Origin of the sequence: Goekera deserti, from assembly GCF_010685995.1 — a bacterium.
Lineage (GTDB): Bacteria > Actinomycetota > Actinomycetes > Mycobacteriales > Geodermatophilaceae > Goekera > Goekera deserti.
Window position 1 is genome coordinate 89142 of the sequence record NZ_JAAGWK010000020.1, and the last position, 15147, is coordinate 104288.

Here is a 15147-nt window from a genome sequence, read left to right on the forward strand (position 1 = left end):
CCGGCCGGTCAGCCGGGCGCCCCGGCGCCGGACAGCGCGGGCAGCGCGGCGAGCAGCTGGTCGACCAGCGTCCCCAACCGGTCGACGGCGTCGGACGGCACCTGGCCGGGCGCGGACTCCTCGATCTCGGCACCCAGCGCGGCGATCGCGGTGGCACCCAGGTTGCCGGCCATCCCGCGCAGCGCGTGGGCGGCCCGGGCCAGCGCGGCGGCGTCCCCGTGCTGCTGCGCCGCTGCCAGGTCGGCGACCAGGCCGGGGGCCCGCTCGGCGAAGGAGTCGAGCACCTGCTGGCGCATCGGTGCGGCGTCGGCGGCGTCGATGCCCTCGAACAGCTCGTCCAGGCGCTCGAGCACCGGGTCCAGCAGGGCATCCCGGCCCCGCACCGGGCGCGGGTCGGGCTGCTGCTCCCGGGCCGGTACCGGTGCCGGCGACGGGGTGCCCGGGGCCCGCTCGGCCGCCGAGGCGACGACCCGGCCGACGGCCGCGGCGAGCTGCTCCGGCGTCCACGGCTTGGGCAGGAAGCCGTCCATGCCGGCCTGGCGGCAGGCCAGCCGGTCGGCGTCGAAGGCGCTGGCGGTCATGGCGATGACCGGCAGCGGCGCGCGGCCGTGGGCCCGCTCGTCGGCGCGGATGCGCCGGGTGGCCTCCAGTCCGTCGGTGCCGGGCATCTGGCAGTCCATGAACACCGCCGCGTAGTCGTGCGCCCGGACGGCGGCCACCGCGGCGGCCCCGTCGGCGACGACGTCGACGAGCAGGCCGCGTGCCTCGAGCACGGCGCGCGCCACCAGCTGGTTCACCTCGTTGTCCTCCGCGACGAGCACCCGCAGGACCGGTCCCGCGACGGCGTCCGGGCCAGCGGGGGTGGTCGGTGGGGCGGAGGCGGCCGCCGGCAGCGGCAGGTCGGCGCGGAAGGCACTGCCGGTGCCCGCCTGGCTGAGCACGGTGATCCGCCCGCCCATGCGCTCGGCCAGCCCCTGCGCGATGCACAGGCCCAGCCCGCTGCCGCCGAACCGGCGGGTGGTGGAGGAGTCGGCCTGGCCGAACGGGGTGAACAGCCGGGTGAGCTGCTCGGGGGTCATCCCGATGCCGGTGTCGGTGACCACGACCAGCAGGCCGTCGTCGTCGCCGTCGACGGTCACGGTGACCGACCCGCGGTCGGTGAACTTGACCGCGTTGGCCACCAGGTTGGTGACCACCTGCCGCAGCCGGGTCGGGTCGCCGCGCCGGTGCTCGGGCAGGTCGTGGGAGCAGGCGACGACCAGCGCCAGGCCCTTCTCCTCGGCGGTGGCGCGCAGCGGCAGCACGGCGTCCTCGACGACGGTGCGCACGTCGAAGGGCACGTCCTCCAGCTCGACCGCGCCGGCCTCGATCTTGGCGGTGTCCAGCACGTCGTTGACCAGCGCGAGCAGCGCGCGACCGGAGCGCTCGGCGGCCTGCGCCCACGCGCGCTGCCGATCGTCGAGGTCGGTGCCGGCCAGCAGCGACGTCAGGCCCAGCACGCCGTTGAGCGGCGTCCGGATCTCGTGGCTCATCGTGGCCAGGAAGGCGGACTTGTGCAGCGACGCCAGTTCCAGCAGTGCCGCCTGCTCGGCGGCGGCGCTGCGGGCCCGCTCCAGCCGGGCGATCAGCCGCACCCGCTCGTCGCGCTGCAGGGCGAGCACCAGGGCGACCAGGCCGGCGGCGGCGACGAAGGCCTGGGCCAGCAGTGCCCGGGTCCAGGGGTCACCGACGGCGAACGGCCCGCGTCCGGCCATGGTCAGCGCCACGACGAACACCCCGGCCAGCAGCACGTGCAGCGCGGCGACGGTGGTGTCGAACCGGAGGGCCAGCCACATGCTCAGCGGGATCAGCAGGAACGCCAGGGGGAGCTGCCGTTCCATGCCGAACACGGCACCGTAGGAGAGGGCGATGGCCGCGCCGACGCCGGTCAGCTCGACGGCCACCCGCACCGAGGGCACCGCGCGGGGCAGGTCCAGGTCGGCCAGCCGGAGGACGACCGCGGTGAACACGAAGGCGCCGGTCGCGTTGCGCAGCGTCCAGGCACCCATGGTCGGCAGCAGCGGCGCGCCCTCGACGAGCCAGATCCCCACCGGGCCGACGAACGCGGCGGTGGCCGCGCCCACCACGGACGCCATCACCAGGGCACCGAGGTCGACGGTCCGGCGCAGCTGCCAGGGGCGGCTGCCCCACCGCCGTTGCAGGGTGACCAGCACGGCGGCGCCGACCACGGCCTGCACGCTGTTCGACAGGCCGAGCACGCTCCCCACGAGCGGGCCGGTGCCGGTGGCGGAGTTGACCACCGCGGAGAGCACCGCGAGCGCCGTGAGGTCCACGGCCAGCCGACGCGGGCGACCCCACGCCGCGGCGATCCAGAGCATGCCGACCGCGGCGGCCGGCCAGACGAGGGCGATGGTCGTGCCGTCCAGCCGGGTCAGCCGACCGGCGACGACGGCGAGGGTGAACAGCACCGACCAGGAGACCGTCGAGACGACCGGTGCGGTCAGCAGCCAGCGCAGACGCGGGTACCGCGACCGGGTGGCGCGCGCAGGGAGCGCGGGAGGACGAGGCACCTCCTCCCATCGGCACGACCGGCCCCTGAGCGGAGGGCCGGCGGCCCACCGACCGTCCGGTCGACCCGATCGGGTGGTCGCCGGACCCACTGTGGCGCCCACCACCAGGGATGTGAGACTGGCGTCACCACCACCGTCGAGGAGGACACCCCGTGGCGTTCACCAGCCCGTACCCCGCCGTCGAGATCCCGGAGGTCTCCGTCCCGGACTTCGTCCTGGCCCGGTCCGCCGAGCTCGGCGACGCGCCGGCACTCGTGGACGGCTTGTCCGGGGAGACGATCACCCACGCCGAGCTGGGCTTCTACGTCGGCCGGCTGGCCGCGGCACTGCACGCCCGCGGCCTGCGCAAGGGCGACGTCGTCGCCGTGTTCTGCCCGAACACGATCTGGTACCCGGTGGTCTTCCACGGCATCGCCGCCGCCGGCTGCGTGACCTCACCCGTCAACTCCCTCTACACGCCCGAGGAGATCGCCTTCCAGCTGAAGGACTCCGGCGCGAAGGTCCTGGTCACCATCTCGTTGTTCCTGGACCGCGCCCGGGAGGCGACGGCCGCCCACCCGGTCGACGAGATCGTCGTGCTGGACGGCGCCGAGGGGCACACCTCGCTGCGCGACCTGCTCAGCACCGACGCGCCCGCCGTGCAGGTGGACATCGACCCGGCCACCGACCTGGTCACGCTCCCCTACTCCAGCGGCACCACCGGCCTGCCCAAGGGCGTCATGCTGACCCACCGCAACCTGGTGGCCAACGTGGCGCAGTGCCGGCCGTTGATCGACCTGCACGCGGGTGAGCGGATCATCGCCGTCCTGCCGTTCTTCCACATCTACGGCCTGACCGTGCTGATGAACCAGGGCCTGCAGTGGGGCGGCGCGGTGGTCACGCTGCCCCGCTTCGACCTGGAGCAGTTCCTGCGCACCATCCAGGACCAGAAGATCACCCGCGCGTTCGTCGCCCCGCCGATCGTGCTGGCCCTGGCCAAGCACCCGCTGGTCGACCAGTTCGACCTCTCCTCGCTGGTCACCATCAACTCCGGTGCCGCCCCGCTGGACGAGTCACTGGCCGAGGCCGCGCAGGCCCGGCTGCGCAAGGGCGCCGACACCGGCGTGACCATCGCCCAGGGCTACGGGATGACCGAGCTCTCCCCGGTCTCGCACACCACTCCGGACACCGGCCGGGAGCCCGCCGGTGCCGGCCCCACCCCGAAGGGCACGGTCGGGTACGCGATCCCGAACACCGAGTCCCGGCTGGTCGACCCGGCCACCGGTGAGGACGCCGCGCCCGGCGAGCGCGGCGAGCTCTGGGTGCGCGGGCCGCAGGTCATGGCCGGCTACCTGAACAACCCGCAGGCCACCGCGGACACCTTGGACGCCGACGGCTGGCTGCACACCGGGGACGTCGCGGTGGTCGACGAGGCGGGCCGGTTCACGGTGGTCGACCGGGTCAAGGAGCTGATCAAGTACAAGGGCTACCAGGTGGCACCGGCCGAGCTGGAGGCCGTGCTGCTCACCCACCCGGAGATCAGCGACGCCGCCGTGATCGGCGTGCGGGACGCCGAGAGCGGTGAGGAGCACCCCACCGCGTTCGTGGTGCGCACCCCGGGCTCGGGGATCACCGCCGACGACGTCATGGCGCACGCCGCCGCGCACCTCGCCCCGCACAAGAAGGTGCGCCGGGTGGAGTTCATCGAGGCCGTGCCCAAGTCCGCCGCCGGCAAGATCCTGCGCAAGGACCTCAAGGCGGTCGCCGCAGCCTGGTGAGCGCCGCCGGGACGGGAGCAGGGTCGCGATGAGGGTCGTGTTCGTGCACGGGGCGTGCGTCCGGGACGGGGCGTGGTGGTGGCACCGCACCGCCGAGCTGCTGGAGCGCAGCGGCGTCCGCAGCGTGGCGTCGGCGCTGCCCAGCTGCGGGGAGACGGGTGTCGCGCCCGGGCCCGCCGGCCCGGGCCTGCCCGAGGACGTCGCCGCCGTGCGGGCGGCGCTGGCCGATGACGAGCCGACCGTCGTGGTGGCGCACAGCTACGGCGGGATCGTGGCCGCGGAGGCCGCCGCGGGCGCGGGCTCCGTCGCACACCTGCTGCTGGTGTCCAGCTACCTTCCGGAGATCGGCGAGAGCCTCTCCACCTTCGGCGGCGAGGCGCCGGCACCGTTCCTCGACGTCGACCCGGACGGCGGCACGTTCGGCGTCGTGCCCGGCCTGCTCGCCGACACGTTCCTGCAGGACTGCGACGACGACGTCCGCGCCCAGGCCCCGGCCCGGCTGGCCCGGCAGGGTCTGCAGGTCACCCAGCAGCCGGTGCGGGCCGCGGCGTGGCAGCAGCTGCCCTCGACGTACCTGGTCTGCGCCCAGGACCGGGGCACCCCGGCCGAGCGCCAGCGCGCGTTCGCCCGGAAGGCCGGCGCGGTCGTGGAGATCGACGCCGAACACCACCCGTTCCTGTCCCGCCCGGCCGACGTCCGCGACCTGGTGCTGAGCCTGTAGCCCTCGGCTGGGCGCGCCGGGACGCAGCCCCTCCTAAGGTCAGGGCATGCGTGCGGTGACGACGAGCGGCCCCGGTGGACCCGACGTGCTCGGCTGGGGCGAGGTGCCGGACCCGGTGTGCGGGCCGGGCGAGGTGCTGGTCGACGTCGCCGCCAGCGCCGTCAACCGGGCCGACCTCATGCAGCGCCAGGGCCACTACCCGGTGCCGCCGGGGGCCAGCCCGGTGCTCGGCCTGGAGTGCAGCGGTGTGGTCGCCGAGGTCGGCGCGGACGTCGTCGGCTGGTCGGTGGGCGACGAGGTGTGCGCGCTGCTGGCCGGCGGCGGCTACGCGGAGCGGGTCGCCGTCCCGGCCACGCAGCTGCTGCCGCGCCCGTCCGGGGTGGAGCTGGCCACCGCCGCCGCCCTGCCGGAGGTCACCTGCACCGTCTGGTCCAACGTGTTCATGCTCGCCGGGCTGCGCCGCGGTGACGTGTTCCTGGTGCACGGCGGGTCCAGCGGCATCGGCACCATGGCGATCCAGCTCGCCGTCCGCGCCGGTGCCCGGGTGGCCACCACCGCGGGCTCGCCGGAGAAGCTGGCGTTCTGCCGCGAGCTCGGCGCCGAGGTCACCATCGACTACCGGCAGGAGGACTTCGTCGAGCGGCTGCGCGCGGCGACCGGCGGGCACGGCGCCGACGTGGTGCTGGACAACATGGGCGCGAAGTACCTCGCCCGCAACGTCGACGCGCTGGCCACCGGCGGCCGGCTGGTGGTCATCGGCCTGCAGGGCGGCACCCGAGCCGAGCTGGACCTGGGCCGGCTGCTGGCCAAGCGGGCGACCGTGCACGCCACCGCGCTGCGGTCCCGGCCGCTGGACGGTCCCGGCGGCAAGGCCGAGATCGTGGCCGCGGTGCGGCACGAGGTGTGGCCCGACGTCGAGCGCGGGGTGGTGCGGCCGATCGTGGACCGGCGGCTGCCGATGTCCCGCGCCGCCGAGGCCCACGCCCTGCTGGAGTCCAGCACCCACATCGGCAAGGTCCTGCTCGTCCCGGGCTGAGCTGGGGAGCCCGTGCCGTGAGCAGTGCGCACGGTCCCGCTCCGACCTCAGCCGCGCCGTGGGCCGTAGCGCTCCTCCAGCTGGGCCAGCGGCCGCCGGTCCTGCCCCGAGGCCGGTGCCCCGGCGCTGCCGTACACCCGCTGGATCCCCGGCGGGTCGACGTAGGGCGCTGCCGGGTCGACGGGGACGGCGGGGTCGAACGCCTCGTCGACGGTGACGGTGAGCTCCCCGATCTCCGTCGTCGACCCTGCCCAGAGGATCTGCTCGGCCTGATCGGCCACCTCCTCCAGGTCCGTGCCGGGCTGCACCTGGAGACCGCCGTGCAGCGCAGCGCCGTCCCGGTCCCGGCTGCACCGCGCCTGTGCCCCGACGACACCGGGCAGTGCGGCGAGCTGTTCCCGCACGTCGACCTCGATGCGGGACGCCTCGCCGTACGTCAGGCCGTCGCGACCTGTGGCCACCAGCGGCACGAGCACGCCGCCCGCCACCAGGACGGCCGTGGCCAGCACCCTGGCGCGCAGCGCGGTGGAGCGACGACGGGAGGTGCGCTCGCGCACCCGTGCGCGGACGGCGGGCAGGCAGGCCAGCACCGCACCGGACGCTGCCGGCAGCCCGGTCACCAGGACGCCTCCCGTCACCACGCCCGGTGACAGCGCGACCGCGACGATGCAGAGCGCCGTGGCACCGGAGGCGAGGGCGAGCCCCAGCCAGGACGACGCTGCCAGCAGCAGCACCGACCCCGCGGCGACCGCGCAGGGGAGCAGGACGCCGGCGACCACGACCGCCCAGCCCCCGGCCCCGTCAGGCACCCCGTAGCTGAAGGCCCAGCTGATCCAGGCGAACCCCAGCACGGGGAGCAGCCCGATGACCGCCACGACGACGGCGAACCACGAGAGCAGCAGCGACCGCCCACCGGCGGGTGCCGCCGGCCGGCCCGCCCCCGGCGCGACAGGTGGCGAGGCGTCGGCCGGCATGCGCCGACCCTAGGACCACCAGACCGGGATCACCCGTGCCACACCCCCGCCCGCGGCGATCATGGAGCCGCGTGAGCGCCGCGCCGGCGTGTCGCTCACGCAGGTCCATGATCACCGAGCGGTGGGGGGAGGGGGGAGGGCGGGCTCAGCGGAGGTCGGCGACGCACTGGAGGAGGTGGTCGACCTCCTCGACGGTGCTGTAGTGCATGAGGCCCAGGCGCACGGCTCCGCCGCTGTCGGCGACGCCGAAGGCGTCGAACAGCTCGCGGGCGCCGGCGTCGCCGTCCCAGGCGCAGACGTTGCGCCGGGCCAGCTGGGCGGTGACCTGCCGCGGACGGCGGCCGGCGACGGTGAACGACACCGTGGGCGTGCGGCGCTCGGCGGCGCCCAGCACCTGCACGTGCGGCAGCGAGCGCAGGCCCCGCTCCAGCCGGCGCTGCAGCGCCGCCTCGTACCTGCCGACCGCGGCCATCGAGACGGCCAGCCGGGCGCGGCGCGGGCCGGTCGTGTCCGGGCACAGGGCGGCCAGGTGCTCCACGGACGCCGCCACGCCGGCGTACAGCTCGTAGGGCGGGGCGCCGGTCTCGAAGCGGTCGGGCACCCGGTCGGTCCCGGGCGCCAGCTGGTCTGGCCACAGCTGCCCCAGCAGCGCCGGGTCGGCGACGACGGCGCCGACGTGCGGGCCACCCCACTTGTAGGCCGACACGGCCAGGAAGTCGGCGTCCAGCTCGCGCTGGTCCACGAGCAGGTGCGGGACGGCGTGCGCCGCGTCCACGTACACCAGCGCGCCCACCTGGTGGGCCCGGGCCGCGATGCCGGCGACGTCCGGGCGGGTGCCGATGGCGCTGCTGGCGGCCGTCACCGCCACCAGCTGGGTGCGCTCGCTGAGCAGCTCGTCGTACTGCCACGCGGGCAGCTCCCCGGTCTCGATGTCGACCTCCGCCCACCGCACCCCGACGCCGACCTCCTCCGCCCGCTGCACCCAGGGGCGCACGTTGGCGTCGTGGTCCAGCCGGCTGACCACGATCTCGTCACCGGGTCGCCAGGTGCGGGACAGCACCCGGGCCATCCCGTAGGTCAGCGTGGTCATGTTGGGGCCGAGCACCACGCCGGCCGCGCGGGCGCCCACCAGGTCCGCGACCGCGCTGCGGGCACCGGAGACCAGCGCCTCGGCCCGCCCGGAGCTGGGGAAGACACCCCCGCGGTCGGCGATCGGCACCCGCATCGCCTGGGACACCGCCTGCCCGACGCTCTCCGGCACCAGTGCGCCACCGGGTCCGTCGGCGTGCACGAACCCGTCGGAGAGCGCCGGGAACAGCCCGCGGACACGCGGGACGTCCAGCTCGGAGCCCCCCCGTGACATGCGACGACCCTAGGCCAGCGTGCTGTGCCCGCCGGCCGGTCCGGACACCCCCGGGCCCCGGGGCGCCGACGTCCGGGGCCGAGGGCAGGATGGGGGCATGACTGCACCCGGTACGGCAGGTGGCGGATCCGACCAGGTCGTCGTCGTCGGCCCCGACGGACAGCCGATGGGCGCCCTCGACGTCAGCTCGGGCCACGACGGGTCCGGTGGTGGCATCACCGACCTGGTCGAGCAGCCCGCGAAGGTGATGCGGATCGGCACGATGATCAAGCAGCTGCTGGAGGAGGTGCGGGCCGCGCCGCTGGACGAGGCGAGCCGCAGCCGGCTGGCCGCCATCCACGCCTCGTCGATCAGCGAGCTGGAGAAGGGGCTGGCGCCGGAGCTGCGGGAGGAGCTGGAGGCGCTCACGCTGCCGTTCACCGAGGGCGAGACGCCGTCGGACTCCGAGCTGCGGATCGCCCAGGCCCAGCTCGTCGGCTGGCTGGAAGGCGTGTTCCACGGCATCCAGACCGCGCTCTTCGCCCAGCAGATGGCCGCCCGCGCCCAGCTGGAGGAGATGCGCCGCAAGGCGCTGCCCGGCGGCCCCGGCGTCCCCGCCCAGCCCGGCGGCGGCCAGTACCTCTGAGCCCCGCGGCCACTCACGCGGGAAGGGCCGCCAGCCCGGCGGCCACTTCCGCGGGAAGGGCCGTCAGCCCCGCGGCCACTTCCGCGGGAAGGGCCGTCGGCTCACGGGACGAGCAGGGAGGCGGCTTCGGGGTCGGGGCAGGCGGCGGGCTCGGCCGGGCCGCGGACGGCGCGGGCGACCTCGCGGAGGTCCAGGTCGGGCAGCAGCTTCGTGCGGGTGCCCAGCTGCACCAGCGGTGAGGTGTTCAGCGCCCGGCGCAGGTCCGCGATCGGCGCGCCCCGGGCCAGGTCCGGGTCGGCCCAGGCCAGCGGGTCGATCCCGCGCAGTGCCCCGACGGCGAACGCGACCTGCTCGCCGTCCACCTCGACCAGCAGCAGGCACGCCGCGTGGGTGCGCTCCAGCGGGGTGCGGCCGATGACCGTGCCCAGGCAGAGCACCGGGACGGCTGCCCGGCGGTGCACGACCACGCCGAGCACGGAGGCGTCGACCTCGGTGGGCGTCATCGTCTCCGGGAACGGCAGGATCTCGATGACCTGCGTGAGCGGCGTCGCGACGTCGGTGCCCACCGAGTAGGTCACGTAGGACGCGCCGCTGCCCGGCACCGTCGCCGCGGCCGGCGTCCCCGGGCGCTGCGCGCCGGCGCGCGGTCCGGGCGGACCGGCGAGCACGGTGTTCACCGAGGCGAAGCCGGAGAGGTCCCGGTCCAGCATCAGCGCCGGGCCGTCGACGACCAGGCACGCGCCCCGGCCGGGCAGCTCGGCCATGCCGGCCAGCAGATCGGGCCGGCGCACCGCGTGGGCCGGCACCGGCAGGACGTCGTCGGTGTCCACCTCGCACAGCTCCACCAGCTCGCTCACCGCCAGCACCACCAGACCGTGGCCGAAGTCGAGCACCAGCCCGGCACCGATGTCCGCCGGCGCCAGCGGCTGCAGGCCGAGCAGCGCCATGGGGTCGACGACCGGAACCTCCATGCCGGCCTGGTCGGTGACGCCCAGGCACAGCGGACCGTCGAGGATCGAGGCGCGGACGCCGGTCAGCGGCAGGGTGGTGTGCACCTGGGCGACGTCGATCGCGAGCACCTGCCGGCCGCAGCGCACCAGGGTGAGGCTGCGGCCCGTGCCGGCCCGCCCCCGCACCGAGCCGGCCGGGGTCGTGCCCGGCCGCTGCGGGTCGGCGACGGTGGGCATCCCGGGCAGCTGCACGAGCGCGGCGGCGTCCAGCACGCTCACCGGGGTGTCGGTGACCAGGTGCCGGAAGGTGTGCGAGAACAGCAGCTGCCCGCCGGCGGCCGCCATGGACAGCAGCGCGTCGGCCGAGATCGGGGAGATGCCGCGCACCGAGTCGGCGAGCAGGCCGAGCAGGCGGCCGGCGTGCGCGATGACCACGACCACCTGGTCCTCCCGCACCTCCTCCGCCCGGCCGATCAGCGGCCGCAGGTCGACCACGGGCAGCACCAGCGTGCGCAGGCTCATCGCGCCCAGCAGGCCGGGCGCCTGCACCGGCAGCGGGGTGAAGGTCGCCGGCCGGCGGACGACCTCGCGCAGCGCGGACAGCGGCAGCGCGACGTCCATCCCGGCGAGGGTCAGCAGCCCGTAGACGACGTCCGCCGCGTCGTCCGGTGGTCCCGCGGTCATCGCCGGCTCCCGGCGATCAGGACGTCGTGGAGCTGGACAGCTGGACGATGAGCGCCTCGACCTCGGCGGAGGCCGCCTGCTGCACCCGGGTGGAGGCCGAGATCGAGCGAATCGCGTCGTTGGTGCGCGACACGCTCTTGGCGATCCGCTCGAACGCCGTCTCGGCGCGCTTGGACACCTCCGAGCCCTGGGCGACCCGCTCCGCGGACTCCTCGATGAGCACGCCGATCTGCTGCGCGGCCTCGAACGAGCGCTCGGCCAGCTTGCGCACCTCGCCGGCGACGATGGAGAAGCCGACCCCGTGCTCACCGGCCCGGGCGGCCTCGATGGAGGCGTTGAAGGCCAGCAGGTTGGTCTGGTTGGCGATCTCGCCCATGACCCGGACGATGTCGGTGATCGCCGCGGAGGACTTCTGGATCATGCCGATCGCCTCGATCGACGCGCGCAGCGCCTCGACGCCCTCCTCGGCGTTGCCGTGCGTCTCGGTGGCCAGCTCCGTCGCGGAGCGGGAGTTCTGCGAGATCTCGTCGATCGAGGTGGCCAGGTTGCGCACCGACGCCGTCATCTCGGTGGTGCCGGTGTTGATCCGGTGCTCGCGCTCCACCTCGGCGGTCACGTCGTAGGCGTACTTGATGACCTTGAACGGCGTGCCGGTGAGGTCCATGACCGGGTTGTAGGTGGCCTGGATGTACACGTCGCGGCCGTAGTTGCCCCGGCGGTGGAACCGGCCGGAGATCATGTCGCCCTTGCCCAGGCGCAGCCAGAAGTCCCGGTACTCGGTCGAGCGCGTGTAGTCGTCGGAGCAGAACATGCTGTGGTGCTGCCCGACGATCTCGCGCAGCGAGTAGCCGACGGTGCGCAGGAAGTTCTCGTTCGCGTCGAGCACCATGCCGTCGAGGTCGAACTCGATGACGGCCTGGGCGCGGTCCACGGCGTTGATCCGCGCCTGGATCTCCGCGGTGCGCAGCTTGGTCGCCGTCACGTCGGTGGCGAACTTGACCACCTTCACCGGCTTGCCGCTGGCGTCCAGGATGGGGTTGTAGGTGGCCTGCAGCCAGACCTCGCGCCCGCCGCGGCCCAGCCGCTTGTACTCCCCGGCCTCGAACTGGCCGGCGCCGAGCCGCTCCCAGAAGTCGGCGTACTCCTGGCTGGCGGCGACGTCGGCGTCGCAGAACATCCGGTGGTGCTTGCCCTGGATCTCGTTGAGCGAGTAGCCCAGCACGTCCAGGAAGTTGCGGTTGGCGGTGACCACGCGGCCCTCGAGGTCGAACTCGATGACGGCCTGCGCCCGCTCCATCGCGGCGACCTTGCCCAGGAAGTCGGCGTTGGTCGCCTTGGCCGCGGTGACGTCGCTGGCGAACTTGACCACCTTCACCGGGTTGCCGTCGACGTCGAAGATCGGGTTGTAGGTGGCCTGCAGCCACACCTCGCGCCCGCCCTTGGCCCGGCGCACGTACTCCCCGGACTCGAACTGCCCGGTGCTCAGCCGCTCCCAGAAGTCGGCGTACTCCCGGGTGGCCGCGTACGCGGCGTCGCAGAAGATGCGGTGGTGCCGGCCCTGCAGCTCGGGCAGCGTGTAGCCCATCACGGTGAGGAAGTTGTGGTTGGCGGTGAGCAGCTTGCCGTCCAGGCCGAACTCGGCGACCGCCTGCGCCCGGTCCAGCGCGGCCACCTTGCCCAGGAACTCGGCGGTGGCCTCCTTGGCCGCGGTGACGTCGCTGGCGTACTTGACGATGGAGCGCGGCCGGCCGTCGATGCCGATGATCGGGTTGTAGGTGGCCTGCAGCCAGACGGGCCGGCCGCCCTTGGCGAGCCGCTTGTACTCACCGCGCTCGAAGGCACCGGCGCCGAGCTTCGCCCAGAACTCGGCGTACTCCTCGCTGGTGGCCACCTCGGGCGGGCAGAAGATGCGGTGGTGCTGGCCCTGGATCTCGGTGAGCGTGTAGCCCATCGTGTCCAGGAAGTTCTGGTTGGCGGTGAGCACCCGGCCGGTCAGGTCGAACTCGATGACCGCTTGCGAGCGCTGGATGGCGGCGACCTTGCCGCCGAACTCGGCGTTGCGCAGCTTGGCCGCGGTGGTGTCCGAGGCGAACTTGACCACCTTCACCGGCTTCCCGGCGGCGTCCAGGATCGGGTTGTAGGTGGCCTGCAGCCACACCTCGCGGCCGCCCTTGGCGATCCGGCGGAACTCGTCCTGCACGTAGGCGCCCTCGGCCAGCTTCGCCCAGAAGTCGCGGTACTCCGGCGACTCGGCGGTGCCCGGCGCGCAGAACATGCGGTGGTGCTCACCCCGCACCTCGCGCAGCGTGTAGCCCATCGTGTCCAGGAAGTTCTGGTTCGCCGTGAGCACCGTGCCGTCGAGGTCGAACTCGATGACCGCGAGGGACCGGCTCATCGCCGTGGCGAGACCGCGCAGCTGCTGGACCTCGTCGGCGGACGCGTCGGTGACGGCCGGACCGGCGGCGGGGGCGGCGGGCATGAGGGGTCCTCCACGTGGCTGCGGGAGGTCCTGCGTGGCCCCCTGTGTTCTTTCGGCACCCGACCACACCAGTTGAGCCGAAGGTGAGAGGCAGGCGTGCAGCTGCCCGCCCTCGGGCACGGGCACGACGACGTCGAGCCACCCCCCGGGTGGGGGACGGCTCGACGTCGTCGTGCGGGCGTGCGTCAGAGCACGAAGCCGGCGACCGCCTGCTCCAGGTCGGCGCCCATCCGGGCCAGCTCGTCCGCGCCCGCCTGGGCCGACGCCACCTGCACGTGCGTCTGCTGGGCGTTGGCCGCGAGCCCGGAGACGCTGTCGGCGATCGACCTCGACCCCCCGGCCGCCTCGGCGACGTTGCGGTTCATCTCGTTGGTGGTCGCGGTCTGCTGCTCCACGGCCGCCGCGATCGAGGCCTGGTAGTCGTTGATCTCCCCGATCACCGCCGAGATCTCGTCGATCGCCGCCACCGCGCGCGCCGTGTCCGACTGGATGGTGGCCACCCGCCCGGCGATGTCCTCGGTCGCCCGCGCGGTCTCCTGCGCCAGCTCCTTCACCTCGGTGGCCACCACCGCGAAGCCCTTGCCCATCTCCCCGGCCCGCGCCGCCTCGATGGTGGCGTTCAGCGCCAGCAGGTTCGTCTGCTCGGCGATCGCGGTGATCACCTTCACCACCTGGGCGATCTGCTCGGAGCTCTCCCCCAGCGCCCCGACCGTCGTGGTCGTCGCACCGGCCACGTCCACCGCCCGCCGGGCCACCGTGGCGGCCTGGTTGGCGTTGCTCGCGATCTCCCGGATCGCGCCCTCCATCTCACTCGACCCCGCGGCGACCGTGTCCACGCTCATCGCCACCTCCCCGGCCGAGGAGAAGATGGTCTCCGCCTGGCGGGCGGCCGCCTCGGCGTTGCCGTTCATCGCCGTCGCCGTGCCGGCCATGGCGGCCGAGGACGCTGCCAGCCCGGTCGCCGAGGTGCGCACCAGCCGCAGGACGCCGGAGAGCGCCTCCAGGGTGTCGTCCAGCGACCGGCCGACCTCGCCGATCTCGCCCCCGCCCGCCGCGCCGACCCGCACGCTCAGGTCGCCGCCGGCGACTCGGACCAGGACCGAGCGGAGCCGCTCCACGGGGCCGGTCACGGTGCGGACGATGGACAGCGCGAGCACCACCGCGACCAGCACACCGATCGACACCCCGACGACGGTCAGCGTGCGTGCCGAGGTGTACGCCGCAGCCGACTCGGCCGAGCGCGCCTCGGCCGCCTCCGCCGCGGCGGCGGTGCCACTGATCAGCATCTCGACGATGGCCGCCTCCTCGGCGTCGAGCGTCTGGAGCAGGCCCCCGGCCACGACCGGGTCGGGGTTGCCCGCGGCGACCAGCCCGACGAGCTGCTCCAGTGCCTGCACGTAGCGGCCGACGCCGGCACTCAGCGCTTCCAGCCCTGCCCGGGCCTCGGCACCGAGCGCCATCTCCTCGACCGCCGCGAGCTGGGCGGTGATGAGCGCGATGTCCGCCTCCGCGTCCCGCTGCGCCTGCGCCCGCCGCTCCGGCGGCAGCGTCCCGACCCTGGCGCGAGCGGTGTGGGCGGCGAACTGCCACCAGAGGGCCTGCAGCTGGCGGAAGCCGTCCAGCGGGACGGCGCCCTCGGTGTAGACCTGCTCGGCCTTGTCGTTGAGCACCGACATGCGCTGGACACCGAAGCCCGCGACGCCCAGCGTGGTGAGGGTCACCAGGAACACGGCGAGCAGCAGGCGGCTGCGCAGTCGCCAGTGCACGACGGACCAGCGGCGGCCGCGCGGTTCGGCCGCGCCTGCGGCGGACGGCATCGACGGGGCAGCGGGCATGGGTCGTCCTTCGGGGCGAGGGGGCTGTCGACAGCTTCGTCATCGGCAGCGACCGCCCGCACTCCAGGCGAGACCGTCACGTTCCGGGGGAACCGCCACTGCCCGTCCCGCGCGCCGCGGGCCCCTGAGACGGGGCCGGACGATCAGCGGAGC

General features: G+C 74.5%; 10 protein-coding genes. 4 read left to right on the forward strand and 6 right to left on the reverse strand.

The genetic code is table 11. The features are described 5' to 3' along the window. Positions 1-8: 8 nt before the first annotated feature. A complete protein-coding gene (locus G1H19_RS14135; protein ID WP_152729306.1) occupies positions 9-2570 on the reverse strand; it encodes a hybrid sensor histidine kinase/response regulator in 2562 nt (853 codons plus the stop codon). 152 nt (positions 2571-2722) lie between these two features. On the opposite strand from G1H19_RS14135, the gene G1H19_RS14140 reads away from it, so the two are divergent. Genes G1H19_RS14140 through G1H19_RS14150 form a run of 3 tightly spaced genes read left to right on the forward strand, consistent with a single transcriptional unit; the run spans position 2723 to position 6084 of the window. Next, positions 2723-4327: an AMP-binding protein gene (locus tag G1H19_RS14140; protein ID WP_162392879.1), complete on the forward strand. Its 1605-nt coding sequence runs from the start codon at positions 2723-2725 to the stop codon at positions 4325-4327. 28 nt (positions 4328-4355) lie between these two features. Then, positions 4356-5048 (forward strand): alpha/beta hydrolase, encoded by a 693-nt coding sequence (locus G1H19_RS14145; RefSeq protein WP_152729304.1) that lies wholly within the window; start codon positions 4356-4358, stop codon positions 5046-5048. A gap of 46 nt (positions 5049-5094) precedes the next feature. Further along, entirely contained in the window at positions 5095-6084 is a 990-nt protein-coding gene (locus G1H19_RS14150; protein WP_152729302.1) for an NAD(P)H-quinone oxidoreductase, read from the forward strand. 47 nt (positions 6085-6131) lie between these two features. Here the strand turns inward: G1H19_RS14150 and G1H19_RS14155 are convergent, their stop codons facing one another. Both G1H19_RS14155 and G1H19_RS14160 read right to left on the reverse strand, forming a co-directional pair. Further along, positions 6132-7058, reverse strand: a complete 927-nt coding sequence (locus tag G1H19_RS14155) for a hypothetical protein (RefSeq protein WP_152729300.1) — start codon at positions 7056-7058, stop codon at positions 6132-6134. A gap of 145 nt (positions 7059-7203) precedes the next feature. Continuing rightward, on the reverse strand, positions 7204-8421 hold the full coding sequence (locus tag G1H19_RS14160) for a cysteine desulfurase-like protein (protein WP_152729298.1): 1218 nt from the start codon (positions 8419-8421) through the stop codon (positions 7204-7206). Between the two features lie 97 nt (positions 8422-8518). Between G1H19_RS14160 and G1H19_RS14165 the strand changes: the two genes are divergently transcribed. Beyond that, positions 8519-9046, forward strand: coding sequence for a bacterial proteasome activator family protein (locus G1H19_RS14165; protein WP_322099361.1), 528 nt, complete (start codon positions 8519-8521; stop codon positions 9044-9046). 101 nt (positions 9047-9147) lie between these two features. On the opposite strand, the gene G1H19_RS14170 is transcribed toward G1H19_RS14165, so the two are convergent. From G1H19_RS14170 to G1H19_RS14180, 3 genes are all read right to left on the reverse strand, one after another. Then, entirely contained in the window at positions 9148-10680 is a 1533-nt protein-coding gene (locus G1H19_RS14170; RefSeq protein ID WP_152729296.1) for a chemotaxis protein CheW, read from the reverse strand. A gap of 16 nt (positions 10681-10696) precedes the next feature. Beyond that, entirely contained in the window at positions 10697-13159 is a 2463-nt protein-coding gene (locus tag G1H19_RS14175) for a methyl-accepting chemotaxis protein (protein ID WP_152729294.1), read from the reverse strand. A 185-nt stretch (positions 13160-13344) separates the two neighbouring features. Beyond that, positions 13345-14994 (reverse strand): methyl-accepting chemotaxis protein, encoded by a 1650-nt coding sequence (locus G1H19_RS14180; protein ID WP_152729292.1) that lies wholly within the window; start codon positions 14992-14994, stop codon positions 13345-13347. Positions 14995-15147 lie beyond the last annotated feature (153 nt).